This window comes from Streptomyces sp. NPDC107546 (assembly GCF_055639175.1).
On sequence record NZ_JBVKBA010000001.1, the window covers coordinates 275,102 to 299,709 of the forward strand.

Annotated in this window: 20 protein-coding genes; 11 read left to right on the forward strand and 9 right to left on the reverse strand. The window is 71.3% G+C overall.

What is annotated here, in order from left to right:
- Positions 1-36: 36 nt before the first annotated feature.
- From ACZ7L1_RS01185 to ACZ7L1_RS01195, 3 genes are all read left to right on the forward strand, one after another.
- Complete coding sequence (locus tag ACZ7L1_RS01185; RefSeq protein WP_471433140.1) at positions 37-588, forward strand: FHA domain-containing protein; 552 nt, start codon at positions 37-39, stop codon at positions 586-588.
- A gap of 272 nt (positions 589-860) precedes the next feature.
- Positions 861-2,186 carry a M14 family zinc carboxypeptidase gene (locus ACZ7L1_RS01190; protein ID WP_471433142.1) on the forward strand — a complete coding sequence of 442 codons (1,326 nt, stop codon included), beginning with the start codon at positions 861-863 and terminating at the stop codon, positions 2,184-2,186.
- Positions 2,183-2,671 carry an SSI family serine proteinase inhibitor gene (locus ACZ7L1_RS01195; RefSeq protein WP_471433143.1) on the forward strand — a complete coding sequence of 163 codons (489 nt, stop codon included), beginning with the start codon at positions 2,183-2,185 and terminating at the stop codon, positions 2,669-2,671. Before ACZ7L1_RS01190 ends, ACZ7L1_RS01195 begins: the two co-directional genes overlap by 4 nt.
- 130 nt (positions 2,672-2,801) lie before the next feature.
- On the opposite strand, the gene treY is transcribed toward ACZ7L1_RS01195, so the two are convergent.
- Positions 2,802-5,153, reverse strand: coding sequence for a malto-oligosyltrehalose synthase (gene treY / locus ACZ7L1_RS01200; protein WP_471433145.1), 2,352 nt, complete (start codon positions 5,151-5,153; stop codon positions 2,802-2,804).
- Positions 5,154-5,263: 110 nt separating this feature from the next.
- Positions 5,264-7,372 (reverse strand): glycogen debranching protein GlgX, encoded by a 2,109-nt coding sequence (gene glgX / locus ACZ7L1_RS01205; RefSeq protein ID WP_471433147.1) that lies wholly within the window; start codon positions 7,370-7,372, stop codon positions 5,264-5,266.
- 312 nt (positions 7,373-7,684) lie between these two features.
- Here glgX and ACZ7L1_RS01210 point away from each other — a divergent pair, with 312 nt between their 5' ends.
- From ACZ7L1_RS01210 to ACZ7L1_RS01225, 4 genes are all read left to right on the forward strand, one after another.
- Positions 7,685-8,491 (forward strand): Tat pathway signal sequence domain protein, encoded by an 807-nt coding sequence (locus ACZ7L1_RS01210; RefSeq protein ID WP_471433148.1) that lies wholly within the window; start codon positions 7,685-7,687, stop codon positions 8,489-8,491.
- A gap of 83 nt (positions 8,492-8,574) precedes the next feature.
- Positions 8,575-9,906 (forward strand): copper amine oxidase, encoded by a 1,332-nt coding sequence (locus ACZ7L1_RS01215; protein ID WP_471433150.1) that lies wholly within the window; start codon positions 8,575-8,577, stop codon positions 9,904-9,906.
- A 115-nt stretch (positions 9,907-10,021) separates the two neighbouring features.
- The gene (locus ACZ7L1_RS01220; protein WP_471433152.1) at positions 10,022-11,260 is read left to right on the forward strand and encodes an SAV2148 family HEPN domain-containing protein; all 1,239 of its coding nucleotides are present in this window, start codon (positions 10,022-10,024) and stop codon (positions 11,258-11,260) included.
- Positions 11,261-11,368: 108 nt separating this feature from the next.
- Entirely contained in the window at positions 11,369-12,091 is a 723-nt protein-coding gene (locus ACZ7L1_RS01225; protein ID WP_471433153.1) for an exonuclease domain-containing protein, read from the forward strand.
- Positions 12,092-12,105: 14 nt separating this feature from the next.
- Here the strand turns inward: ACZ7L1_RS01225 and ACZ7L1_RS01230 are convergent, their stop codons facing one another.
- Positions 12,106-13,083, reverse strand: coding sequence for a DMT family transporter (locus ACZ7L1_RS01230; protein WP_471433154.1), 978 nt, complete (start codon positions 13,081-13,083; stop codon positions 12,106-12,108).
- 94 nt (positions 13,084-13,177) lie between these two features.
- Between ACZ7L1_RS01230 and ACZ7L1_RS01235 the strand changes: the two genes are divergently transcribed.
- On the forward strand, positions 13,178-14,083 hold the full coding sequence (locus ACZ7L1_RS01235) for a LysR family transcriptional regulator (protein WP_471433155.1): 906 nt from the start codon (positions 13,178-13,180) through the stop codon (positions 14,081-14,083).
- On the opposite strand, the gene ACZ7L1_RS01240 is transcribed toward ACZ7L1_RS01235, so the two are convergent.
- Both ACZ7L1_RS01240 and ACZ7L1_RS01245 read right to left on the reverse strand, forming a co-directional pair.
- Complete coding sequence (locus ACZ7L1_RS01240; RefSeq protein ID WP_471433157.1) at positions 14,080-14,943, reverse strand: phosphotransferase enzyme family protein; 864 nt, start codon at positions 14,941-14,943, stop codon at positions 14,080-14,082. The genes ACZ7L1_RS01235 and ACZ7L1_RS01240 overlap by 4 nt on opposite strands.
- A 188-nt stretch (positions 14,944-15,131) precedes the next feature.
- Positions 15,132-17,393: an MMPL family transporter gene (locus ACZ7L1_RS01245; RefSeq protein ID WP_471433158.1), complete on the reverse strand. Its 2,262-nt coding sequence runs from the start codon at positions 17,391-17,393 to the stop codon at positions 15,132-15,134.
- A 242-nt stretch (positions 17,394-17,635) separates the two neighbouring features.
- On the opposite strand from ACZ7L1_RS01245, the gene ACZ7L1_RS01250 reads away from it, so the two are divergent.
- Positions 17,636-18,184 carry a DUF1697 domain-containing protein gene (locus tag ACZ7L1_RS01250; protein WP_471433160.1) on the forward strand — a complete coding sequence of 183 codons (549 nt, stop codon included), beginning with the start codon at positions 17,636-17,638 and terminating at the stop codon, positions 18,182-18,184.
- On the forward strand, positions 18,177-18,551 hold the full coding sequence (locus ACZ7L1_RS01255) for a nuclear transport factor 2 family protein (protein WP_471433162.1): 375 nt from the start codon (positions 18,177-18,179) through the stop codon (positions 18,549-18,551). The genes ACZ7L1_RS01250 and ACZ7L1_RS01255 overlap by 8 nt, the downstream gene beginning before the upstream one ends.
- Positions 18,552-18,582: 31 nt before the next feature.
- Here ACZ7L1_RS01255 and ACZ7L1_RS01260 read toward each other — a convergent pair whose 3' ends face one another.
- The 4 genes from ACZ7L1_RS01260 to ACZ7L1_RS01275 are packed head-to-tail and all read right to left on the reverse strand — an operon-like array spanning position 18,583 to position 23,150.
- The gene (locus ACZ7L1_RS01260; protein WP_471433520.1) at positions 18,583-19,941 is read right to left on the reverse strand and encodes a GH1 family beta-glucosidase; all 1,359 of its coding nucleotides are present in this window, start codon (positions 19,939-19,941) and stop codon (positions 18,583-18,585) included.
- 29 nt (positions 19,942-19,970) lie between these two features.
- Positions 19,971-20,810: a carbohydrate ABC transporter permease gene (locus ACZ7L1_RS01265; RefSeq protein ID WP_471433521.1), complete on the reverse strand. Its 840-nt coding sequence runs from the start codon at positions 20,808-20,810 to the stop codon at positions 19,971-19,973.
- A gap of 25 nt (positions 20,811-20,835) precedes the next feature.
- Positions 20,836-21,825: a carbohydrate ABC transporter permease gene (locus ACZ7L1_RS01270; RefSeq protein WP_471433164.1), complete on the reverse strand. Its 990-nt coding sequence runs from the start codon at positions 21,823-21,825 to the stop codon at positions 20,836-20,838.
- Between the two features lie 5 nt (positions 21,826-21,830).
- Positions 21,831-23,150, reverse strand: coding sequence for an ABC transporter substrate-binding protein (locus ACZ7L1_RS01275; RefSeq protein ID WP_471433165.1), 1,320 nt, complete (start codon positions 23,148-23,150; stop codon positions 21,831-21,833).
- Positions 23,151-23,310: 160 nt separating this feature from the next.
- Between ACZ7L1_RS01275 and ACZ7L1_RS01280 the strand changes: the two genes are divergently transcribed.
- On the forward strand, positions 23,311-24,570 hold the full coding sequence (locus ACZ7L1_RS01280; protein WP_471433166.1) for an ROK family transcriptional regulator: 1,260 nt from the start codon (positions 23,311-23,313) through the stop codon (positions 24,568-24,570).
- Positions 24,571-24,608: the final 38 nt, after the last annotated feature.

Sequence of the window (24,608 nt, forward strand, 5' to 3'; positions counted from 1 at the left end):
GGACATGCCAGGGCCGACTGACCGACAATCACGTCCGTGACGTCGTCCTACGAGTTCCACACGTACCCCGCGCGGCTCTCGGACGCCGAACGCGACAGGGCGCTGAAGGTGCTCCGCGACGGCGTCGCCCTGGGGCGTCTGTCGCACGACACGTTCCTCCGGCGCATGGAGTTGGCCCTGGTCGCCCGGCAGCCGCACGAGCTGGCCGCGCTCACCGCCGATCTGCCCACCGAGAAGCGCTGGTCGCGGATCGTGTTCGGGACCGTGGAGGCGGTCTCCGGGTTCACCGTACGGCTGCGGCGGGCCTGGCAGGCCGAGCGGCTGCCCAAGCTGCTGCTGCCCCACCCGGGCAACCCCTACCCGCTGCGGATCGGCCGCGACCCCGCGAGCGGCCTCCGGCTCAGCCACGAGACGGTCTCCCGTGTGCACGCCGAACTGAGCCGCCAGGGCGGCCTGTGGATACTGCGCGACCTCGGCTCCACGAACGGCACGACCGTCAACGGCCGCCGGGTGATCGGTGCCGCGGTCGTCCGCGAGGGCGACCAGATCGGCTTCGGGAGGATGACGTTCCGCCTGGCGGCGGAGTAGGGCGCCCGCCCGGCGAGCACCGGCACGCCGGTTCGGAGTGGGGCCACGGCGCGTGGTCCGCCGCACGGAGCGTGGCGAGGGCGCGGTCTGCCGCGCCGGAGCGCGTTACGCCGTCGGAGTGCCGTCCCGCCGCACCGAACCTTCGGTACGTCCCACGGTGTTGACGTACCTGTCCAGCCGTGACTGACTGTGCGTACGCCATGTACAGCAGGTGAATCGACGGCACCGCATAGGGGAGGTGTGCCCTGCCGCCCCTCCTCCGCTACCCGACCGTGGACGAACTCGGCGCCCGTGCCGCCGCGCTGGCCGCCCTCCGTCCGCTCGACGCCCGGCTGCGCCGCGTGGGCACATCCCGCGGCGGCACGCCCCTGTGGCTGCTCTCCGTCGGCCACGGCAGCCGCCACGCCCTCGTCGTCGCCGGACCGCACGCCAACGAGCCCGTCGGCGGCGCCACCGCCCTGCGCCTGGCCGAACGGGCGCTGGCCGACCCCCGGCTCGCCGAGGACGCCGATGTCACCTGGAACCTGCTGCTGTGCCTCGACCCCGACGGCGCCCGGCGCAACGAGGGCTGGCTGTCCGGGCCGTACACCCTCGGCCGGTACTTCCGGAACTTCTTCCGCCCCGGCTTCCTCGAACAGCCCGAGTGGCTTCCCGACGGCGCCGATCGCGCCGCCCTGCCCGAGACCCGCGCCCTGCTCGACCTCCAGGACGAACTGCGGCCCTTCTTCCAGTGCTCCCTGCACGGCGTCGACGTCGGCGGCGGCTTCGTCGAACTGACCCACGACCTGCCGGGCATGGCCCAGCGGCTCGCCCACGCCGCGGCCCGGCTCGGCATCCCGCGCGAACTCGGCCCGTACGACACCCTGTACTGGCCGCTCCTCGGGCCCGCCGTGTACCGCATCCCGCCCCCGCGCCGCGGCGACCTCGCCGCCGCGATCACGGAGGCCGCGGTCGAGTCGACCTGGTTCCACCCGCACCGCTACGGCACCGTCACCGCGGTCGTGGAGGCGCCCATGTGGGGCGTGGCGGCCGTGGAGGACCCCTCACCGCTCGCCGACCCGGACGCGATCCTGCGGGCCGTCAGCGGCACGCTGCGCCGTGACACGCGCCTACTGGAGGGCCTGCTGGCCCGTGTCCGCCCCCACCTGGACGCGGTGCCGGACGCGGCCCGGCTGCTCGCCCCGGTGGACGACTATTTACTGGTCGGACCCGGACTCGCCGACTCCTGGGACCCCGACCTGTACGGCGCCGGTCAGCGGCCGCTGCCGCCGCTGGACACCGCACGGCTGACCGCCCTCGGCATCTCGGGCCGCCGGCTCGCGCTGCGCACCGCGGGACTGCTGCACCAGCTCGCCAGGGCCGCCGGACGCGCGGCGGCCGACGTGCTGCCCGAACTGGACCGGCTGATCGACGCCTGGTGCGCCGACTACCACGACGGCTACGGCGCACGCTGGATCCCGGTGGCGCGCCAGGCCGAGTACCAGGCACGAGTGGTGCTCGCCGCCTTCGAACTCACCGGGCAGTACGCGGCCGTACGCTCCCATTCGGGTGAGAAGGACTGGGGTTCGGCTCCCGCGGTGCCGATGCACAGGGAATGAACAAGACGATCCTGGCCCTGCGCGGCGCCCTGCTCGCCGCGACCGCCTTGCTCATCGCGACACCGGCCCAGGCCGCGCCCCGACCGGCCACCAGCGGCAACTGGCTCTATCTGACGGTCACCAAGGGCGACGCCCGTTCCCGGGACGTCCGCGGCACGCTCCTGATCTGCAACCCGCCCCAGGGACACGCACGGGCCGCCCAGGCCTGCGACCAACTGACCGCCGTGCAGGGCGACATCCGCCGCATCCCGCCCGAGCAGTCCTACTGCACCATGCTCTACGCCCCCGTGACCGTCTCCGCGCGCGGCGAGTGGAACGGCCACAAGGTGGACTACACCCACACCTTCGCGAACAGCTGCGACCTGACCGCGAAGACCGGCGCGGTGTTCGCGCTGTCGGACCAGACACCGGCCCGCTCGGTGCCGGACGGTCGCCACGCACACGGGGCCGGCACCGGCACCCCACGCGCGTGGGGTAGGAGTTGACGACCTCACCCGCGTGGGGTAGGAGCTGACGACCTCACGCGCGTGTGCGCGGACGCGCGGGCTCACCGCTGGTGCGGCCCGCGCCCCGCGAGGGTGGGGAACGCTTCGGACGGCGCACAGGGGCACGACGTCACCGCCCGCCCACCCGCTCCAGCAGCGCCACCGGCAGCCGCGCGAACAGGTCAGCCACGCGCGTGCGCCCCTCGTACTCCCGCTCCGGTGCCAGCGCGTCGGCCCAGCGGCCGGGCGGCAGTGGGAGGGACGTGTCGTGCCAGCCGCCGGCCTCCGCCAGCCGCAGCGACAGTCGCGTGACCGCCGTGAGCACCTCACCGGAGCGCACGAAGGCCACACAGTGCGCGGCACCCGGGCCCTCGGCCGCCAGCGGCGCGTACGTCGCCGAGGCGCCGAAGACCTCCGGGCGCCGCCGGCGCAGGAGCAGCGCGGCTCTGGTCAGGTCTTCCTTGTCCGAGGCCGTCTGCCGCGGTGCGAACGGCCGCCGGTTGTCCGGGTCGACCAGGGCCCGGTACTCGTCCTCGGTGCCCTGGTAGACGTCGGGCACGCCCGGCATCGTCAGCTGGACCAGCGCGGCCCCGAGGACGTTCGCCCGGATGTGCGGTGCCAGCTCCTCCCTCAGGGCCGTCACGAGCCGTCCCGGCGCCCCGCACGGGCCTGCGGAGACGAACGCCGCCACCGCCTCCTCGTAGGCCGGGTCCTGTTCGGTCCACGAGGTGTGCAGCCCCGCCTCCCGCACATGCTTGAGCAGCGCCCCCTTCAGGCGCTCCTCGTCCGCCTGCCCGAGCCCGAACAGCGTCTGCCAGGCCGCCCAGGCCAGCTGGGGGTCGGGCGCGTCACCGTCCGCGCGGGTCACCTCGGACAGTACGTCGTCCCAGCGTTGCGGGCACTGCGTGAGCACCGAGATCGCCGCCCGCACGTCCGCGCTGCGCTTGGTGTCGTGCGTCGACAGCACGGTCCCGGTGACGGGCCAGTCGCGCTGCACGCGCGCGCAGTACGCGTGGAAGTCCTCCGGGGCGACGGCCGGGGCGCCGGGCTCGCCGCCCACCTCGTTCGCCGACAGCAGCGGCACGTAGCGGTAGAACGCCGTGTCCTCCACGGACTTGGCGCGCAGCGCCGACGCCGTCTGCGCGAACCGGGCCCGGAACTCCTCGAGGTCGGGCCCCTCGCCGGCCCGCCCCAGCACCAGGTCGCGTACGACGGTCACCACGTGCGCCTCCTCGGGCACCGCGAACGCGGCCCGGGCCTCGGCGGCGGCCGCCTCGGTGACCACCTCGGCGGCGTCCTGGGAGGCGTACGGCCGGTACACCTCCATGCGGACGAGGAGTTCCCGCAGCGCTGTGCGCAACGCCCAGGGCGCGTGGTCGCGCAGCGCCGGATCCGGGGACGTGGCGCACAGCCGGCTCGTCACTCGGGTGAGCCGCTCCACCTCGGTCGCCAGCTCGTGCGTGACCACCTCGTAGGCGGCGCGGCGCACCGTCGAGGCCCACTGACCGCCGCGGTCGCCCCTCGGGATCGCGAAGAGCCGGTAGTGGCCGAGCAACTCCTCGGCGCCCTCGGGGTCCGCGAAGAGCCCGTCCACGTGCCGCAGCGCGTCGTACCCGGTGGTGCCCGCGACCGGCCAGACGGCGGGCAGGTGCTCGCCGTCCGCGAGGATCTTCTCGACCACCGTCCAGCGCCCGCCGGTGGCCTCCTCGAGCCGGCTCAGATACGCCTCCGGGTCCGCGAGACCGTCCGGATGGTCGACGCGCAGACCGTCGATGACGCCCTCGTCGAGCAGCCGCAGCAGCGTGCCGTGGGTCGCGGCGAAGACCTCCGGGTCCTCCACGCGCACCCCGATCAGCTCGGAGATGCTGAAGAACCGCCGGTAGTTCAGCTCGGTACGGGCCAGCCGCCACCACACCGGGCGGTACCACTGGGCGTCGATCAGCTGGGGCAGCGGCAGTTTCCCGGTGCCCTCGCGCAACGGGAAGACGTGCTCGTGGTAGCGCAGCACGTCCCCGTCGACCTTGAGGTCCTCGATCACCTCGCCGAGCCGGCCCCCCAGGACCGGCACCAGCACCTGCCCGCCCTGCGCGTCCCAGTCGAGGTCGAACCAGCGGGCGTACGGCGACGCCGGGCCCTCGCGCAGCACCTCCCACAGGGCACGGTTGTGGCGGGGGAAGGCGGCCATGTGGTTGGGCACGATGTCCACGACCAGGCCCAGCCCGTGCTCCCGCGCCGTGCGCGCCAGGGAGCGCAGCCCCGCCTCGCCGCCGAGTTCGTCGCGCACGCGCGCGTGGTCGACGACGTCGTAGCCGTGTGCCGAGCCCGGGACGGCCTGAAGGATCGGCGACAGATGCAGGTGCGAGACGCCGAGGGCGGCCAGGTACGGCACGGCCGCCTCCGCCGCATCGAACGGGAACCGCGGCTGCAACTGCAGCCGGTACGTGGCCGTGGGCACCGTCGGGCCGGGACGCTCAGGTGTCATGGAAAGCTACGTACCCGCCCCGCCGCCTTTCGTGTCATCGACGCGCCGCCGACCCGGCCGCCCACGGAAAACGTCCGCCACGCGCGCGTGCCCCGCGGCCGGACCACCGGCTAGTCGGGCCGCTGCAGCACCACCAGGCTCCGATCCACCAGGGTCAGCCGGCCTCCGGCCTCGATCTTCGTACCGGTGCCCGGCGGCAGCCCCTCCGGGACGGCGGTGTCGACGACCACCTGCCACTGGCGCCCGTGGTCGACCGGCACCACGAACTCGAGCGTTTTCGGGGAGGGGTTGAACATCAGCAGGAACGAGTCGTCCGTGATGCGCTCCCCGCGCTGCCCCGGCTCCGAGATCGCGTTGCCGTTGAGGAACACCGTCAGCGCGCTCGCCTGCCCCGACGTCCAGTCCCGCTGGGTCATCTCCTCACCCTCCGGGGTGAACCATGCGATGTCGGACAGCTCGTCGTGCGTGCCCTGCACCGGGCGGCCGTGGAAGAAACGGCGCCGGCGGAAGACCGGGTGGTCCCGGCGCAGCCACACCATCGCGCGCGTGAACTCCAGCAGATCGCTGCCGTCCTGTGGCCACTGGACCCAGGAGAGCTCGCTGTCCTGGCAGTACGCGTTGTTGTTGCCCTTCTGGGTGCGCGCGAACTCGTCGCCGTGGCTGAGCATCGGCACGCCCTGGGAGAGCATCAGCGTGGCGATGAAGTTCCGCATCTGCCGGGCCCGTAGCTCGAGCACCGCCGGATCGTCGGTCTCGCCCTCGGCCCCGCAGTTCCAGGAACGGTTGAAGCTCTCGCCGTCGCGGTTCTCCTCGCCGTTGGCCTCGTTGTGCTTCTCGTTGTACGAGACCAGGTCGTGCAGCGTGAAGCCGTCGTGGCAGGTCACGAAGTTGATGGAGGCCAGTGGGCGGCGGCCGTCGTCCTGGTAGAGGTCCGAGGAGCCGGTCAGCCGGGAGGCGAACTCCGCGAGCGTGCGCGGCTCGCCGCGCCACAGGTCGCGCACGGTGTCGCGGTACTTGCCGTTCCACTCGGTCCACATGGGCGGGAAGTTGCCCACCTGGTAGCCGCCCTCGCCGACGTCCCACGGCTCGGCGATCAGCTTCACCTGGGAGACCACCGGGTCCTGCTGCACCAGGTCGAAGAACGAGGACAGCCGGTCCACCTCGTGGAACTGCCGCGCCAGGGTGGCCGCCAGGTCGAAACGGAAGCCGTCCACGTGCATCTCGGTGACCCAGTAGCGCAGCGAGTCCATGATCAGTTGCAGGACGTGCGGCGAGCGCATCAGCAGGGAGTTGCCGGTCCCCGTGGTGTCCATGTAGTACCGCGGGTCGTCCGCCAGCCGGTAGTACGAGGGGTTGTCGATGCCCCGGAAGGACAGCGTGGGGCCCAGGTGGTTGCCCTCGGCGGTGTGGTTGTAGACGACGTCCAGGATGACCTCGATACCGGCCTCGTGCAGCGCCTTCACCGCCGACTTGAACTCCAGCACCTGCTGGCCGCGGTCGCCCCAGGAGGCGTACGCGTTGTGCGGGGCGAAGAAACCGATCGTGTTGTAGCCCCAGTAGTTGCTCAGGCCCATGTCCGCCAGACGGTGGTCGTTGACGAACTGATGTACGGGCATCAGCTCCAGTGTGGTGACACCCAGCTCGGTCAGATGTTCGATGATGGCCGGGTGGGCGAGCGCCGCGTACGTGCCGCGCAGCTCGTCCGGAAGCGCCGGGTGGCGCATGGTCAGGCCCTTCACATGGGCCTCGTAGATCACCGTCTGGTGGTACTCGGTGCGCGGCCTGCGGTCGTCGCCCCAGTCGAAGTACGGGTTGATCACCACGGACGCCATGGTGTACGGCGCCGAGTCCAGGTCGTTGCGCTTGTCGGGGGACCCGAACGGGTAGCCGTACACCTCCTCGCCCCACCTCACCGTGCCACTGATCGCGCGCGCGTACGGGTCGAGCAGCAGCTTCGCCGAGTTGCAGCGCAGCCCGCGCTCGGGGGCGTACGGACCGTGCACCCGGAACCCGTACCGCTGGCCGGGCATCACCCCCGGCAGGTACGCGTGCCGGACGAACGCGTCCGTCTCCCGCAGCTCGATCGCCGTCTCCGAGCCGTCGTCGTGCAGCAGACACAGCTCGATCCGGTCGGCGGCCTCCGAAAAGACCGCAAAATTGGTCCCGGCGCCGTCATACGTGGCACCGAGCGGATACGCCTCTCCAGGCCAGACCTGCATGAATACGACTCTCCCAGCTTTGCCGGCCCTCAGGGGGCGCCTTGCGGCCGAGTTCCCGAAAGTGACTGCTCCCCCTCCTGAGCGAGCGGGAATCCTGACTCATCCTGCTCGGTCCCTCATCGAGTGACGAGTATGGCGCGAATCGTCCGTGGCGCCTCCGATCCGTCCGACGATGGAACCTCCCCTCACGTGCATCCCTCTTAACGGCCGACCAGCGCACACCCGGCGCGCGCGCTGACCACCGCGCGCCGTGGTGTGCCGAACCAGTGGGGCTCGAGCCACTCCCGCAATGCAGGGGGAGTAGGGGGAAATGTGCGCAGGACAGTGCGCCGCCACCTGGGCAAGGTGGTAGCGGGTGCGGCCATCGCGGTGACAGGGACCGCCGTCATGGTCGGGATCACGCTGCCGGGCTCGGCGGGGGCCGAGGAGCCCGGTGGCAAGGGCGGCGGACTCGCTGCCCAGCAGGCCGCCCGGCAGCAGGATCAGGCCGTGGGGCCCGGTGCAGTAGAGCCGGCTCCCGCCGAGGGAACCACCGGCAAGGGCGACGACCCGCTGACCGATGACGAGATGCGACGCGCCGAGCGCATCGCACTGAGCGGGCCGCAGTTCGCCGCCGGAGAGAACGTCGAGGGCGGGAAGGGCCCGCAACGCCTCGCCGTCGATCTCGCCGCGCCGGACGCGGACGAACTGGACGACCCGAACGCCCGCCGGCGCGCGGAGGTCACTCTTTACGACTACAAGAGCGACGCCCTTGTCACCAAGACCGTCGACCTCCGCTCCGGGAAGGTGGAGGGGACCGGCACCCAGCACGGCGTGCAGCCGCCGCTGGCCCGCGAGGAGAACGCCGAGGCGGCCCGGCTGCTGATCGCCGACCCGCTCGGCGCGGGGCTGAAGGCCGACTACAAGGACGCCACCGGCAAGGACCTGACCTCGCCCGGCCAACTGGTGCTCACCGGCATCGTCTACCGGGCGACCCCGGGCGCCCAGCCGGCGGTCCTCGAGCACTGCGGTGAGCACCGCTGTGTGCGGCTCCTCCCGAAGATCCCGAACGGCTCCTGGATCGACAGCCGTTCCTTCGTGATCGACCTGAGCTCCCGCAAGGTCGGCAGGCTCGGCTGAGCCGCGCGGCCACCGCCCTCCGGAGGAACGTTCCTCTGGACCCCTGGACCTTTCTCGCTTCGTGCAACAGGAGTCTCTTCGTCATGCGCGTGAACAGAAACAGCCGTGCCCGTCGCCAGTCGCTCCACCGGCGGGCCACGGCCGGTCTGCTGACCGCCGGGCTCGCCCTAGGCGGCACCGCGGCCACCCCGGCCTTCGCCCGGACGGAGGCCGCCGCCGCTCCGGCCCCCGAGTGTGGGGCCGCCTACCGGATCGAGCAGAGGCTCGCCACCGGCACCACCTGGCGGATGTGCTGGCGCTACGACAGATACGCCGGTCTGGTGCTGGAGCACGTCTCCTACCAACCTCCGGGCGAGAGCCGTCCGATCAAGGTCCTGAACAGCGCCCGGCTCGCCCAGATCGACGTCCCCTACGACGACGGCTCGGTCGAGTACAGCGACCTGACCGGTGCCGGGTTCGCGCAGGGCCTGATGAACATGGCGCCCGCCGAGTGTCCCGGCGGCACCATCAAGACGGTCAAGGTGCCGGACGCCGGGGACCCGCGCCACCCGAACGTGAAGGGCCTGTGCGCCACGACCCGTTCACGGGGCCACGCCTACCGTATGCAGAGCGACGACGGGAACAAGGTCTACCAGGCCCAGGGCAAGGACCTGCTGGTCTACACCGTCAACAAGGTCGGCTGGTACGAGTACATCACCGAGTGGCGCTTCCAGGACGACGGCACGGTGAACATGAACGTCGGTGCCACCGGCAGCCTCTCTCCGTTCGACTACGACGCGGGGGACGGCCGTGGCTGGCCGATCGGCAAGGGCGCCCGCTCCTACGCCACCAGCCACAGCCACAACGTCTTCTGGCGGCTCGACTTCGGCCTCGACGGCTCCTCCGGGAACAGGATCGAGCAGTACGACTCCGTGGTCAGCCCGCCCGCCCCGGGCGCCCAGGCACCCAGCAACAGGACGACACGCACCGCCGTCACCAAGGAACTCGCGGGCGACGCCGGGAACATGCGCTGGTGGCGGGTCGTCAGCGACACCGGCAAGAACAAGGACGGCCACGCCCGCTCGTACGAACTCGTGCCCGGGGCCTCGACCAAGTACCTCGGCCACGACTTCACCAAGCACGACGTCTACTTCACGGAGTACAACCCGTGCGAGCAGTTCGCCAGTGACAACGTGGGCAACTGCGGTACTGGAGCGGCCAAGACGGTCGACAAGTGGGTCAACGGACAGACGCTCACTCACCCGGTGGTGTGGGTGAACGTCGGTTTCCATCACATAGCGCGCGACGAGGACCAGCAGCCCATGCCGGTCCACTGGCAGGGCTTCTCCATCGCTCCGCGCGACGTCACGGCTATGAATCCGCTCACTCCGCCCGCCCTGGCCGACCAGAACGGACGGCCTCGAAACGGTAGTTGAGAAACGACCCTGTCCATCCGGCTGCACCGTGCCGCACTCCCGGAGTAGTCTTCCTTGATCGTTGGCCGGGGCCTTGCCCCTGGGGAGGCTCGGGGGAGCGGAAGGCGGTGCGCGGGTGGGCTCGGGAGGGCTGGAGCTGCCCCCTGGTGACGAGGGTCACGAGGGGAACTCCGCGGATGTCCCGCCCGGGGCGGTGTCCCTGGCACGGCCGATGGAGACGGGCTCCATCGGACCGGAACTGGACTGGGACGCCGACGCGTGGCGCGAGGTGCGGACCCGCGCCCAGCGGGCCGGGCGGGCCTACATCTGGCTGAATCTGGTCGAGCAGCGGCTGCGCGCGGTCGTGGCCGCCGTTCTCCGCCCCATTTACGAACCGGTCCACGGGGACGACTGGGTGGTCGCCGCCGCCGGGCCGGCCGGCCAGGAGTGGGTGCAGCGGGCGGTCGCGGTACGCGAGGTCAGCCGCCGCAAGGGGTATCTGCTCGACCCCGCCGACGACAACGTGCTCAGCTTCCTGACGCTGCCGCAGTTGCGCGAGCTGATGGTGCAGCACTGGCCGTGCTTCGAGCCGTACATAGACGAGCGCCGCGACGTGGAGCTCGCCCTGGACGAGCTGGAAGTGACCCGGAACGTGGTCTCCCGCAACCGGGCCCTGTCCCAGGCGGTCCTCGCGCAGGCCGAGCGCGCCTCCGCCAATCTCCTGGAGATCCTCGGCGCGGGCGGCGACGTGCCCTCCGCCCGCCGGCTGCCCGTCGACGCGGTCGAGGACCTGGTGGGCGACCGGTACGCGGACGTGGTCGCCGTCCACCCGGACCGGGTACGGCTGCTGCGGCAGTTCCCCGCCGAGGACATCTTCGGCGGTGCCCGCCGCCTGGACGCCATCGGTATCGGCCTCAACCTGCTGGTGCAGAACTTCTCCGGGCGGCGGCTGGTACGGCTCGCCGAGTCCGGCTGCCGGGTGCGGCTGTTGTTCCTCAACCCGGCCTCCAGTGCGGTCAAGCGGCGCGAGCGCGAGCTCGGCATCAGGAAGGGCGAGCTGAGCCGCGCGGTCGAGATGAACATCCTGCACATGCGCCGGGTGCGCTCGAAGCTGCGCGACCCGGGCGCCTTCGAGATCCAGGTCTTCGACGAGACGCCCCGTTTCACCGCGTACCTGGTGAACGGGGACGGCTCCGACGGCATCGCGGTCGTGCAGTCCTATCTGCGTCGCACCCGCGGCATGGAGGCGCCGGTGCTGGTGCTGCGTGGCGGCAGCAGGGTCGTCAAGTCGGACGACGTCGAGGAGAACGGACTCTTCCCCACCTACCGCGAGGAGTTCGAAATGGCTTGGGCTGATTCGCGCCCCGTGTCCTGAACTGTCCGATGGTGTCGGCCAGAAGCGGAATCCCGTCCTCGGATTGTCAGTGGCGCATGCGAGGGTGGAGGCCACCGGGGGAAAGCACCACCATGAAGGGGGGCCGCCATGGCCTGGCACCGGGAGCTGCTGATCGGCTTCGACCTGGAGACGACCGGGACGGATCCGTATGAGGCGCGCATCGTCACTGGGGCGGTGATCGAGGTCAAGGACGGGGAGCCGCTCGGCCGCCGCGACTGGCTGGCGGATCCGGGCGTGGAGATCCCGGCCGACGCGGTCGCGGTGCACGGGATCAGCAACGAGCGGGCGATGGCCGAAGGCCGCCCGGCCGACCGGGTCGCGGACGCGATCGCCGAGGTCCTGGTGGCGTACTGGAGGACGGGAGTCCCGGTCGTCGCCTACAACGCGGCCTTCGACCTGACCCTGCTCTCCGCCGAGCTGCGACGGCACGGACTGCCGTCCCTGCGTGACCGTCTGGGCGGCCTTGTTCCGGCCCCGGTCATCGACCCGTACACGATCGACCGCTGGGCCGACCGCTACCGCCGCGGCAAGCGCAACCTGGAAGCGGTCTGCGCGGAGTACGGAGTGGCGCTGGAGTCCGCGCACAACGCGGGCGCGGACGCGCTGGCCGCGGCCCGGCTGGCCGCGGCGATAGCCGGCCGCCACCCGAAAGTCGCGGCACTCGGTCCGGCGGAGCTGCACCGCCGCCAGATCGAGTGGTACGCGGACTGGGCGGCGGACTTCCAGGAGTTCCTGCGCGCCAAGGGCGACGCGGAGGCGGTGGTGGACGGTACGTGGCCGCTGCGGGAGCCGGTGGACGGGAGGGTCTGAGACGGGCGGGGCGTTCAGGAACCGGTGGGTGCCGTGGTCCCGCGCGTGGTGTCCTTCTCGGCTCGGGGGTGATGCGCGGAGGCGGGGCCGTACGCCGGGTCCGGCGCGGCCGTACGGTGGGCGCGCTCGACGGACTGGCCCCAGTAGGTTCCGGCGACCATCAGGGCCGCGCCGAGACCGGTGAGCGGGGTGAGGCGGTCGCCGCCGAGGACGACGCCCACGGCCACGGCCCACACGGGCTCCGTGCCGAGCAGCAGGCCGGCGCGGCTGGCGGAGGTGCGCTGGACGGCCCAGGTCTGCGCGAGGAATGCGAACACGCTGCAGAACAGGGCGAGATACAGCAGCTGAACCCAGGTCGCGGCGCCGGCGTGCGCGAAGTCGGGCAGGGCGGTGGCGGCCGCGGGGAGGAACAACGCCGTGCCGATGAGGGTCTGCAGCGCCGTCAGGTGCAGGGGACGCACCGCGCGGCCCGCGGTGAGCCGGCCGACCAGGGCCACGTGCACGGCCCGGACGACGGCGGCGGCGAGCATCAGCAGGTCGCCGAGTCCGGGCGCGTGGAAGCCGTTGCCGGACATCAGGAGCCCCACGGCCAGGACGCACACACCCGCGGCGGCGTGGAAGGAGGGCGGCAGCCCGCCGGGGTGACCGGAGCGGTCGAGCAGCGGGGTGAGCACGATGGTCAGGCTGATGATCAGCCCCGCGTTGGCGGCGCTGGTGTGGGCGACTCCGTACGTCTCCACGACCAGCACCGCGGCCTGGGTCAGCCCCAGCGGCACTCCGGCCCGTACCTCGTCCCGCGTCCACCGGCGCCGTCCACGGCGGGCGGCGACCCGGACCAGGAGCAGGCAGGCCGGTGCGGAGAGCGCGTACCGGGCGAACAGGACCGCGGGGACGGACAGAGCGGACACCGCCGTCTGGGCGGAGAGATAGCTGGAACCCCAGACGAGCGCGACCAGGAGGAGTACCGCATCGGTACGGCGGGCGTCGAACACCAGCCCACGGTGCACCGCGCACGACCCTGAAGCACAGCACCAGTTCCTAAAACGATCTTTTAGTACGCCTACACCCTGCCCCTACACTGCGGGAATGGACGAACGTCAGTTGCGGATCCTGCGGGAGCTGGGCGAACTCGGCAGTGTCACCGCGGTGGCCGAGGCGCTGCTGGTGACGCCGTCCGCCATCTCCCAGCAACTGCGGTTGCTGCAGCGTTCGATCCCGGTGCCGCTGACCGAGCGGCACGGGCGGCGGCTGGTGCTCACCGACGCCGGGCAGGCCCTCGCGGGCGCGGCGGTGGAGGTGGAGACGGCGCTGGCGCGGGCCCGGGGCGCCGTCGAGGAGTTCGTCGGGAGGGCGGACGGCGAGGTGTCGGTGGCGGCGTTCCACAGCGCCGGTTCGGCGTTCTTCCCGCCGCTGCTGCGGACCTTCGGCGGGCCCGGTTCACCCCGGCTGGCACTCGCCGACGAGGACGTGCCGCAGGAGGACTTCCCCCGGCTGACGAGGGAGTACGACCTCGTGCTCGCCCACCGCCTCGATCACGCCCCGCCGTGGCCGGGCACGGTGACCGTGACCACCCTGCTGCGTGAACCGCTCGACGTGGCACTCCCCGCCGGCCATCCGCTGGCCGGCAGGCGGAGGCTCACCCCGCGGGACGTGGCCGACGAGCCGTGGATCACCGTGCACGACGGGTTCCCCGTCATGGCCACCATCGAGGCCATCGCCGCCGCGGCCGGGCGCCGGCTGCGGTTGGTCCACCGCATCAACGAGTTCGCGGTGGTCGCGGAGGCCGTGGCCGCCGGGGGCGGGATCGCCCTGATGCCGCGCTGGACGATGCGCCCGCACCCCGCGCTGGTCCTCCGACCGATCGACGGCGTCCAGGCCAGGCGGCACATCGACGCCCTGTGCCGCCCCGAACGCACGGCCCGCACCGCGGTGCGCACGGTGCTGGCCGAACTGCGCCGCGCCGCCCGCACGATCCGGGAGGGGTCGGCTTAGAACGGATACCAGCGCACCGTCTCGTCCCCGTCCCGCAACGACGCAACCCGGCGCTCGAACTCGGCGAGGGCCTTGGGGTTGCTGGGCGCGTGCTGGGCGACCCAGGCGCAACTGGCCGTCTCCCGGGCGCCGCGCAGCACCGAGCAGCCCTCCCACGCGTGTACGTCCCAGCCGTAGGCGGCGGTGAAGGAGTCGTACGCCTCGGCCGGAAGACCGTAGCGGTCACGGGAGAGCGCCATGACCACCAGGTCGTGCTCGCGCAGATCGGCGGAGAAGGTCTCCAGGTCGACCAGGACCGGGCCGTCCGGGCCGATGTGCACATTGCGCGGCAGCGCGTCGCCGTGGATCGGCCCGTGCGCCAGATGCGGGGTGAGCGCGGCCGCCGCGGCGGCGAACCCGTCGCGGCGCTCGCGCAGATAGGCCGCGTCCGCCGGGTCGATCGCGTCACCGGCGAGCCGAAGCCAGCGTTCCACCCCGCCCAGCAGATCGCGGGGCGGCAGGGTGAAGGCGGGGGAGGGCAGGGCGTGCACGATCCGCAGCAGTTCGGCCAGGTCGCGCGGTTCGGCGGGCCGTACGGGGTCGGGCAGCCGGTGCCATACGGTCACGGGATGCCCGTCGACGAGCAGCGGTTCGGGCTCGGCGGCCCGCACCGCCGGGACATCAGCCTCGGCCAGCCAGACGGCGATGTCGAGCTCCCGCCGCGCCCGGGCCAGCAGCTCGGCGTCGCGGCCCACCTTGACCACCAGATCCCCGACGGCGAACACCGCGTTCTCACCCAGGGAGAGGAGCCGCGCGTCCCGCGCCGCACCCGGCAGTACGCCCGCCGCGTCCAGCACATCCCGCGCCCGCGTCTCGTCCATCGCCCGCCTCCGCGTCCCGAACCGGCTCCTGTGGTCTGCCAGTGTCGCATTCCCGCAGGTCGGCGCGGCGACCGGCTGGGGTCCGCGAAAAACCCGTCGGCTGTCTCCGCCCGGTGCGCCTGGAGCCCCGCACCAGGGGAGGGCCCGTCGGCTCCCCGGTCGCCGACGGGCCCTCGCTCAGGTGGGGTTCAGACCCCCAGCGGCTCGTTCTCGTCCCGCACCGCCGGTGCCATCGCCTGCGGTGTCTCGTCGTGCGTGAGGTCCGGCAGCCGGTGCAGCCACTTCGGCAGGTACCAGTTGCGCTCGCCCAGCAGCGCCATCACCGCCGGCAGCAGCACGCCCCGGATGACGGTCGCGTCGATGAGGACCGCGGCGGCCAGGCCCACGCCCATCTGCTTCATGGACTGCATGGACAGTGTGCCGAAGATCGCGAAGACGGCGACCATGATGACCGCGGCGCTGGTGACGACTCCGGCCGTGGTCACCACTCCGTGCGTGATCGCGTCCTTCGTGGTCCGGCCCCGCATCCGGGCCTCGCGGATCCGGGAGACCACGAACACGTGGTAGTCCATCGACAGGCCGAACAGGATGACGAAGAGGAACAGCGGCAGCCAGGTGATGATGGCGCCCACACCGTGCGCGCCCACCAGCGACGCGCCCCAGCCGTGCTGGAAGACGGCGACCAGGATGCCGTAGGCCGCGCCGACCGAGAGCAGGTTCAGGACGATCGAGGTGATCGCGATCGTCAGGGAGCGGAACGACAGGAGCATCAGCAGGAAGGCGAAGACCACGACGAACGCGAAGACCGGCACCACCGAGCCGACGAGCTGGTCGTTGAAGTCGTGCGAGCCCGCGACCTGACCGGTGATCGGCGCCTGCACGCCCTCCACCTTGCCGAGCGTGTCGGGCCGCACCTTGTCGCGGAGCAGCTCCAGGCTCTTGCCCGCCTTGTCCAGGTCGGAGCCGCCGACGAGGGGCACGGAGATCACGGCGACGTTCTGCGCGTCGTGCAGTTTGACGTCGACCGGGCCGCGCGAGGCGCCGGAAGCGATGGCCTCCGTGCGGAAGCCGGTGATCGCGGACTGCACCTCGGGCGCGTTGATGTCCTTCGCCCTGACCACGACCTGGGCCGGCTCCGAGCCACCGGGGAAGGCCTCGTTGACCCGGTTGTAGGTGGCCACGATGGGCAGTTTGTTCCCGAACTCCTGGTCCAGGGTGAGGTTCTGGGTCTTCATGCCGAGTGCGGGCGCGGCGATCGCCAGCAGCGCACCGGCCGCGACCACCAGGGAGACGGCGGGCCTGGCGAGGACCACCTTCAGGACGGCACTCCACAGCCTGCTGCCCTCGTCGGCGCCGTGACCGGCCCGTGCGCGCCGCTTGTCCGGGTGCAGGAACGGGATGCGGCCCTTCTCGACCCGCTTGCCCAGCAGCGACAGCAGCGCGGGCAGCACGGTCACCGAGCCGACCATGGCGACCGCCACCACCATCAGCGAGGCCAGGCCCATCGCCTTGAACGTGGCGAGTCCGGTGAACAGCATGCCCGCCATCGCCACGCACACCGTGACACCGGAGACGATCACGGCGCGTCCACTGGTCGCGGCGGCGATGCGCAGCGCGGTGCCCGCATCTCGACCGGCAGCGCGCTCCTCCCGCTCGCGGCGCAGGTAGAACAGGCAGTAGTCGACGCCGACGGCCATGCCGACCAGCAGCATCACGGAGTTGGCGGTGTCGTTCATCGCCTGCAGGTGGCTGACGATGCCCATCAGGCCCATCGTCGCCATGATCGCGGTGATGGCGAGCGCCACCGGCAACAGCGCCGCGACCAGCGCGCCGAACGCGATCAGCAGGATGCCGAGCGCCACCGGCACCGCGGAGTACTCGGCCTGCTTGAAGTCGTTGCCGAACGCGTCGGAGAACGTCTTGCGCATACTGGCGGCGCCGATCTCCTCGATCCGCAGCTGCGGGTGGTCCTTCTGGACCCCGGCGACGGCCTGGAGCACGGGCTCGACACGGTCACCGGCGGTGTCCGCGTCGCCGCGCATGTCGAACTGCACCAGGGCGCTGCGGCCGTCCTTGGAGATGGTCTTCGTTTCGTACGGGGAGGTCACGTCCGTCACCCGGCCGGTGCCGTCGACGGCCCGCACGACCGCGGTGACGGCGGCGCGGAAGCGCGGGTCGGTGGCCGTGACGGTGCCGTCCTTCGCCTGGATCAGCACGCTCTCGCCGGCCGGCTGCTTGATCCCCGCGTCCTCGATGATCTTCGCGGCGGTGTGTGTCTCCCCCTTGAGCTCGTCGCTGTCCTTGATGTCGACGCGCCCGGCGGCCGAGCCGACGGCCATGGCCAGCACGACGAACAGCACCCAGATGCCGACGGCAGCCCATCGGTGCCGAGCGCTCCAGCCGCCGGCCCGGGCGGCGATGCCCCGCACCCGCGTATCTCCGTTCCCCATGACGGGCTGCCCCCTCCGTGCGGGTGACGGCCCCCTGCCGCCACCGTTCGCTTCGAAGGTAGGGGCTGCGTAAGCGCGACTCGTCGTGCTGCCCGGTGAACCGTGAGCGCCCCGGCTCATCCCCTCGGACCGGGCGACCTCACCATCCGGGAGGACAGTGGCCCCTTACACCTTTCCGGGTGGCTCGGGGGCCGGGATCAGGGTCCGGGCGCCCGCGCGAGCATCCGCTCTAGGGTGTGAGCATGACGACGACGTACGCGGCGCTGCTGCGGGGGATCAACGTGGGCGGCAACCGGAAGCTGCCGATGGCGCGGCTGCGGGAGCTGCTGACCGGGCTCGGTCACACCGGGGTGGCCACGTATCTGCAGAGCGGCAACGCGGTCTTCACCGCCGACCACGGTGACGAGGAGTCCTTGGCGGCGGAGCTCGAGGAGGCGATCGAGAAGGACTTCGGCTTCCGGGTCGACGTGCTCGTACGTGACCACGCGTACCTGAAGGCCGTACGCGAGGCCTGCCCGTTCCCGGCCGACGAGCTCGAGGGCAGGCAGCTGCACGTCACGTACTTCTCGGGGCCGGTGGAGGCCGAACGGTTCGCGCAGATCGAACGGGCCGCGTATCTGCCGGAGGAGTTCCGGCTCGGCGACCGCGCGCTCTACCTCCACGCCCCCGACGGCCTCGGCCGGTCCAAGCTCGCCGAACAGCTTTCGAGGCCCCGGCTGAACAAGGGGCTGATCGCCACCACCCGCAACTGGAACACGGTCGTCAAACTGGAGGAGCTGACCCGTGCCTGAGCAGGGCCCGGCCGTCGAGGCGGCGATCGAGCGCGAACTGCGTCTGCTGGACCCGGAGGTCAGCCGCACTCCCGAACTGGTCGGGGCGCTGCTGCACCCCGACTTCCACGAGTTCGGCGTCTCCGGGCGGCACTGGGACCGGGACTCCGTCATCGAGATGCTGGCCTCGACGACCGATGCGGGGGCGCGGCCCTCCGTCACCTCCCCCGTCACGGGCGTCCAGCTGGCACCGGACCTGGTGCACCTCACCTTCGACACGGAGAACGACGGCCGTCACGCGCACCGCAGTTCGCTGTGGCGGCGGACCGAGGACGGCTGGCAGCTCTACTTCCACCAGGGGACGCCGTTCAGCCCCGGGGCGCAGTGACACAGAGACCCGTCGAGGCGGACGACGTGGTTCAGGCGGCGCTGCGGCCTCGTTCCGCATGCGCCCGGATGATGTCCGCGTACCGGCGCCCGCTGCCCTTCACCGTGCGCTTCTGTGTCCTGTAGTCGACGTGCACCAGCCCGAAGCGCTTGTCGTAGCCGTACGCCCACTCGAAGTTGTCCAGCAGCGACCAGGCGAAGTAACCCGCGAGCGGGGCGCCCTGACGGGCTGCCGATGTGCAGGCCGCCAGGTGTTGCTCCAGATACTCCGTGCGCTCGGGGTCGTGGACGGTTCCATCGGGACGTACGACGTCGGGATAGGCGGAGCCGTTCTCCGTGACGTACAGCTTGCGTGCGCCGTAGTCGTGCGTCAGGCGGAGCAGGAGACGCTCCATGCCGGTGGCGTCGACCTCCCAGTCCATGCCGGTGCGGGGCACGCCGAGGCGGGGAACCGCGCGGACCCGGGGGGCCGGCCCGGTGGGGTCGTCGGCGACGGTGGCGGGCATGTAGTAGTTGAGGCCCAGCCAGTCGAGGGGCTGCGCCATGGTCGCCGAGTCGCCCGGCTGTTCCGGGAGTTCGACGCCGTACACCTCTCGCATGTCGGCCGGGAAGCCGCGGCCGTGCACCGGGTCCAGCCACCAGCGGTTGGTGTGCCCGTCCATGCGGCGGGCGGCCTCGAGGTCCTCCGGCCGTTCGGTGGCGGCGTGGACGGTGGAGAGGTTGTTGACGATCCCCACCTGCGCGCCCGGCGCTGCCGCGCGGATCGCCTGCGTGGCCAGACCGTGACCGAGGAGGAGGTGGTAGGAGGCGCGGACGGCGGCCGTGAGGTCGGTCAGTCCGGGGGCCATCCTGCCCTCCAGGTGGCCGATCCACGCCGAGCACAGGGGCTCGTTGAGCGTGGCCCAGTGATGGACGCGGTCGCCGAGACGTTCGGCGACGACCGCCGCGTACGAGGCGAGGTGGTGGGCCGTGTCGCGGACCGGCCAGCCGCCCCGGTCCTGGAGCACCTGCGGCAGGTCCCAGTGGTACAGGGTGACGGACGGAGTGATGCCCGCCTCCAGCAGGCCGTCGGTCAACGCGTCGTAGAAGTCGAGTCCCTTGGCGTTGACCGCACCGTCGCCGCCCGGCACCACGCGCGGCCAGGCGATGGACAGCCGGTAGGCGGTGGTGCCCAGTTGGCGCATCAGGCCGATGTCCTCGCGCCAACGGTGGTAGTGGTCGCAGGCGACGTCTCCGTGGTCGCCGTTGTCGATCTTGCCCGGAGTGTGCGAGAACGTGTCCCAGATCGAGGGCGAGCGGCCGTCCTCGGCGACGGCCCCCTCGATCTGGTAGGCCGACGTGGCCGTCCCCCACAGGAAGTCCTCGGGCAGTGCGGCGAGGTCGATGGTCACGGAATTCCCTTCGAAGACGTAAGGGGTGGTCACTTCACGGCTCCCGCGGTGAGCCCGGCGACGAGATAGCGCTGCAGGAGGAGGAACCCGGCGACCACGGGCACGCTGACGACGAGCGAGGCGGCCATGATCTGGTTCCAGTAGACGTTGTAGAGCGTGGAGTAGCCCTGGAGGCCGACGGCGAGCGTGCGGGTGTTGTCGTTGGTCATCACCGACGCGAACAGCACCTCGCCCCAGGCGGTCATGAAGGCGTAGACGGCGACCGCGACGATGCCTGGGATCGCGGCAGGCACGACGACCCTGAACAGGGCCCCCAGCGGGCCGCAGCCGTCCACCAGCGCCGCCTCGTCCAGTTCGCGCGGCACCGAGTCGAAGTACCCGATCAGCATCCAGATCGAGAACGGCAGCGAGAAGGTGAGATACGTCAGGATGAGCCCGCCGCGCGAGCCGAACAGGGCGATGCCGGTCGCGTTGCCGATGTTGACGTAGATCAGGAACAGCGGGAGGAGGAACAGGATGCCGGGGAACATCTGCGTGGACAGCACGGTGACCGTGAAGACGCGCCTGCCCCGGAAGTCGTAGCGGCTGACGGCGTACGCGGAGAAGACCGCGACCACCACCGAGCAGACCGTCGCCGCACCCGCCACGATCAGCGAGTTCACGAAGTACCGCGCGAGCGGGATCGTCGACCAGATGTCGATGTACGGGCGGATGGTCAGGTGGCTCGGCAGCCAGCGGAACTTCCCGGAGACGTCGGCCAGGGGCTTCAGCGAGCTGGAGACCATCGCGTAGACCGGTACCAGGACGAACCCGGTGAGCAGGGTGAGGAAGATCCGCCGGGACCAGAGGAAGGACCGCGGCGGAGCCATCGGCGAGCGGGGCGTCTGCGAGGTGCTAGACATCGGCCGTCTTCCTTCCTCGGGAGGTCAGCAGGAGGTAGACGCCCGTCACCACGAGCAGGAAGAGCAGCAGCAGGACGGACATGGCGGAGCCTGTGCCGAAGTTCCAGGTGACGAAGGACGCCTGGTAGATGTGGACCGAGATGAGGTCCGCGGCCTCGGGGGCGGACTTGCCGAACAGCACGTACGGCGTGTTGAAGTCGTTGAACGTCCACAGGAACAGCACCAGGACCAGGACCTGGTTGACCGGGCGCAGTGACGGCAGGGTGATGCGGCGGATCTGCTGCCACATCCCGGCTCCGTCGAGTGCGGCCGCCTCGTACAGCTCGCCCGGGATGTTCTGCAGGCCGGCCATGACGATGAGGAAGGCGAAGGGCCAGCCCTTCCACACGGACACGGTGAGCAGCGCGACGAAGCTGTTGTCGCCGATGAGCCAGAAGGACGGTTTGCCGGTGAGGTGCAGCTGGTCGTGCAGGACGTGGTTCACCAGGCCGTTGTCGTGCTGGAACATGAACACCCAGGTGATCACGGCCGCGTACACGGGAAGCGCGTACGGCACCAGGAACAGGGCGCGCAGCAGGCCGCGGCCGCGGAAGGTGTCCTGCATGGAGATCGCGGCCGCCGTGCCGATCAGCCAACACAGTCCGACCGACAGGAGGGTGAAGGCGACGGTGACGAGGAAGGAGTGCAGCAGCGCCTCGCCGACCGGGGCGTCGAAGTCCACCGACACCCTGTAGTTGGAGAGGGCCGCCCAGGGGGCGGTGCCCCAGTCGCGGATGTAGAACTGGGTGAGCTGCTTGAAGCTCATCACGATGCCGATCACCATCGGCACCAGGTGGACGAGGAGTTCGAGGAGCAGGGCGGGCAGGAGCAGCAGGTACGGCAGTCCGATGCGGCGGATCCTCCCGGGGCGGCGGGGCGTTCGCTTCGCCGCCCCGGAAGGGCTCTTGTGGACGGCGGCCTCCGCCGGAGCAGTGGTCGTCATCGTGCTCACTTCGCCGGCATCTGCTGCTGGGCCTTCTCGAGCTCGGCCTTCACGGAGTCGGTGGTGACCGCGCGTCCGGCGGCCGCGTCCGCGAACAGCTCCTTGACGGCCGTACCGACCGCCGTCTCGAACTGGGATTCGTCGGCCACCTGCGGAAGCGCGGCGGCGCTCTTGGCGAGGGTGTCCTTCAGGACCGCGTTCGCCGGAGAGTTGAAGGCGGGGTCCGCCTGGGCGGTCTTCACCGGCGGGATCGAGCTGTACTCGGTGTTGAGGACCTTCTGTTCGGCGTCGCTGGTCATGAACTGAACGAACTTCATGGCGCCGTCGAGGTTGTGGGTGTTCTTGAAGACGGCCAGGTTGATGCCCGCGACCATGGAGTTGACCTGCTTGCCGGTCCCCGGGGCGCCGGACTGCACGGGCACGGGGGCTATGCCGTACGCGTCCGCGCTCATGCCCTGCGATGCGAGGTTGGCGGAAGCGGACTGCCACAGCAGCATCGCGTTCGTGCCCTTGGCGAAGTCGCTCACGGACTGGTTCTGGGCGTACTCGGCGTTGCCCGGTGCAATGATCTTGTCCGTCGCCATCAGGTCGACGTACTGCTTGACCGCGGCGACCACCCCGTCGCCTGTGAAGTCGGGCCTGCCGTCCGCGGTGAAGAAGTCCGCGCCGTGCTGCTTGGCGAAGACGAAGGCGTGATGGATGTTCTCCGAGGGGTTCGAGCCCTCGGCGCCCAGGCCCCACTTGCCGCCCTCGGACAGCTTCTTGCCGTCGGCGACGAGCTCGTCCCAGGTGGCCGGCGGCTGGGAGATGCCCGCGTCGGCGAACATCTTCTTGTTGTAGTAGAGGGCGTACGCCATCGAGTACAGCGGCACCGCGGCCGGGTCCTTGCCCGGTGCGCCCGTCGAGCCGAGGGCCGAGTCGACGAAGCGGTCCCTGCCGCCGATCCTGGCGAAGTTCTTCGCGTCCCACGGGAGCAGCGCACCCGTGGCCTGCAGGGAGGCGCTCCAGGTGTTGCCGATGTTGAGGACGTCGGGACCCTGCCCCGAGGTGGTCGCGGTCAGGATCCGGTTGAGCAGATCCGACCAGGGGACGACCTCCAGCTTCACCTTGATGCCCGTCTGCTTCTCGAACTTGGCGAGTTCGGGCTGGAGGACCTTCTTGTCGACCTCGATGCTGGCGCCCTGGTTGGAGGCCCAGTAGGTGAGCGTCTTCGGTGAGTCGTCGGACCCGCCGCCGCCCGTCGACGAGCCGCCGCCACAGGCGGTCACGGCGGTCAGCAGGGAAACGGTGACCGCACCGGCGGCCGCGGCTCGGATTCTGCGCATGGCTCAGACGTCCCTTTCCGGAGGGAGACCCACGAGCGCGTTCGTCCCGAACGACACCCCGGGGCTTAATTTAGAGTGTGAGTTAAGACGCGAAGGAAGGTCGCGTCAAGGGATCGCGCGGAGGTATCTTGCAGGTCGGGCAGAGTCGGAGGGGAACCACATGGCGGCGCGGAACGGGCGGACAGTGCGCGACCTGCGGCGGGGCAATCGCACCGCCGTACTGCAACGGTTGTATTTCGACGGGCCGATGAGCCGCTTCGAGCTGGGCCCGGCCACCGGACTGAGTTCCGGTTCCATCAGCAACGTGGTCGCGGAACTGGTCGCCGACGGTCTGGTGGAGGAGGCCGGCACCGTCGAGTCCGACGGCGGCCGTCCCCGCACTCTGCTCCGCGTCACCCCCGCCAGCGGTCACATGATCGGCGTCGATGTGGGCGAGACTCGCGTACGCGTCGAGCTCTTCGACCTCACCCTCACCGAGCTCGCGCGCGCCGAACGGCCCCTGGAGCATCACGGTTACGACGTCGAGATCATCGTCGGCCACATCCGCGACGGCATCGCCGAGGTCCTCGTCGAGACGGACATCGCCCCCGAGCAGCTTCTGGGCGTCGGCATCGGCGTCCCCGGCATCGTGGCACGCACCCCTGAACAGGGGGCCGTGGTCCACGGGCAGACGATCGGCTGGGACGCCGTCCCGCTGGAATCACTGCTGCGCTCGACGTGCGGGCTCCCCGACTGCGTCCCGTACTTCATCGACAACGGCGCCCGGACGCTCGGCCAGGCCGAGATGTGGTTCGGCGCCGGCCGGGGCGCCCGCACCGCGGTCGTCGTCCTCTTCGGCTCCGGGGTCGGCGCCTGTCTCGTCACGGAGGAGGTGGAGCAGGGACGGTCCGTCGAGTGGGGGCATCTGACCGTACGGGTCAGGGGACGCCGCTGCCGCTGCGGCGCCCTGGGCTGCCTGGACGCGTACGCGGGTGCCGAGGCGCTCATCGACCGCTGGCGCGAGGAGGGCGGACGCCCGCCGGAGGGCACCGACGAGGAGACCGCACTGACCGCGATGGTCGCCGCGGCCTACCCACCCGAGGGCACCGATACGGACCCGGTGGCACTCGCCGTCCTGGAGGAGGCCGCCGAGTACGTGGGCGCCGGCCTGTCCGACCTGATCAACCTCTTCCAGCCCGAGCGCATCCTCATCGGGGGCTGGGCGGGACTTCAGCTCGGCACCCGCCTCCTGCCGGCCGTACGCCGGTACGCCGCCTCGTACGCCCTGCGCCATCCGGCCGAACGGGTCTCCATCGACCTCGGCAAGCTCGGCCCGGACGCGGTCACGGTGGGCGCCGCCATCCTGCCCCTCGCCGCCTTCTTCGCACACGGCGGGCAGCGCGGCGCGCACGGTCGCGGACGCCACGGCGAGAGCGCGTGATCCGGTCGAGGGTGCGTGTCGCGTTTGTTCAAGAGGAA

Bases quoted from the DNA above. Each gene is read 5' to 3' on its own strand.
- ACZ7L1_RS01195 (WP_471433143.1), top strand. From the start codon at position 2,183: ATGAACAAGACGATCCTGGCCCTGCGCGGCGCCCTGCTCGCCGCGACC.
- treY (WP_471433145.1), bottom strand. From the start codon at position 5,153: ATGACACCTGAGCGTCCCGGCCCGACGGTGCCCACGGCCACGTACCGG.
- glgX (WP_471433147.1), bottom strand. From the start codon at position 7,372: ATGCAGGTCTGGCCTGGAGAGGCGTATCCGCTCGGTGCCACGTATGAC.
- ACZ7L1_RS01215 (WP_471433150.1), top strand. From the start codon at position 8,575: ATGCGCGTGAACAGAAACAGCCGTGCCCGTCGCCAGTCGCTCCACCGG.
- ACZ7L1_RS01225 (WP_471433153.1), top strand. From the start codon at position 11,369: ATGGCCTGGCACCGGGAGCTGCTGATCGGCTTCGACCTGGAGACGACC.
- ACZ7L1_RS01235 (WP_471433155.1), top strand. From the start codon at position 13,178: ATGGACGAACGTCAGTTGCGGATCCTGCGGGAGCTGGGCGAACTCGGC.
- ACZ7L1_RS01240 (WP_471433157.1), bottom strand. From the start codon at position 14,943: ATGGACGAGACGCGGGCGCGGGATGTGCTGGACGCGGCGGGCGTACTG.
- ACZ7L1_RS01245 (WP_471433158.1), bottom strand. From the start codon at position 17,393: ATGGGGAACGGAGATACGCGGGTGCGGGGCATCGCCGCCCGGGCCGGC.
- ACZ7L1_RS01250 (WP_471433160.1), top strand. From the start codon at position 17,636: ATGACGACGACGTACGCGGCGCTGCTGCGGGGGATCAACGTGGGCGGC.
- ACZ7L1_RS01265 (WP_471433521.1), bottom strand. From the start codon at position 20,810: ATGGCTCCGCCGCGGTCCTTCCTCTGGTCCCGGCGGATCTTCCTCACC.
- ACZ7L1_RS01270 (WP_471433164.1), bottom strand. From the start codon at position 21,825: ATGACGACCACTGCTCCGGCGGAGGCCGCCGTCCACAAGAGCCCTTCC.
- ACZ7L1_RS01275 (WP_471433165.1), bottom strand. From the start codon at position 23,150: ATGCGCAGAATCCGAGCCGCGGCCGCCGGTGCGGTCACCGTTTCCCTG.
- ACZ7L1_RS01280 (WP_471433166.1), top strand. From the start codon at position 23,311: ATGGCGGCGCGGAACGGGCGGACAGTGCGCGACCTGCGGCGGGGCAAT.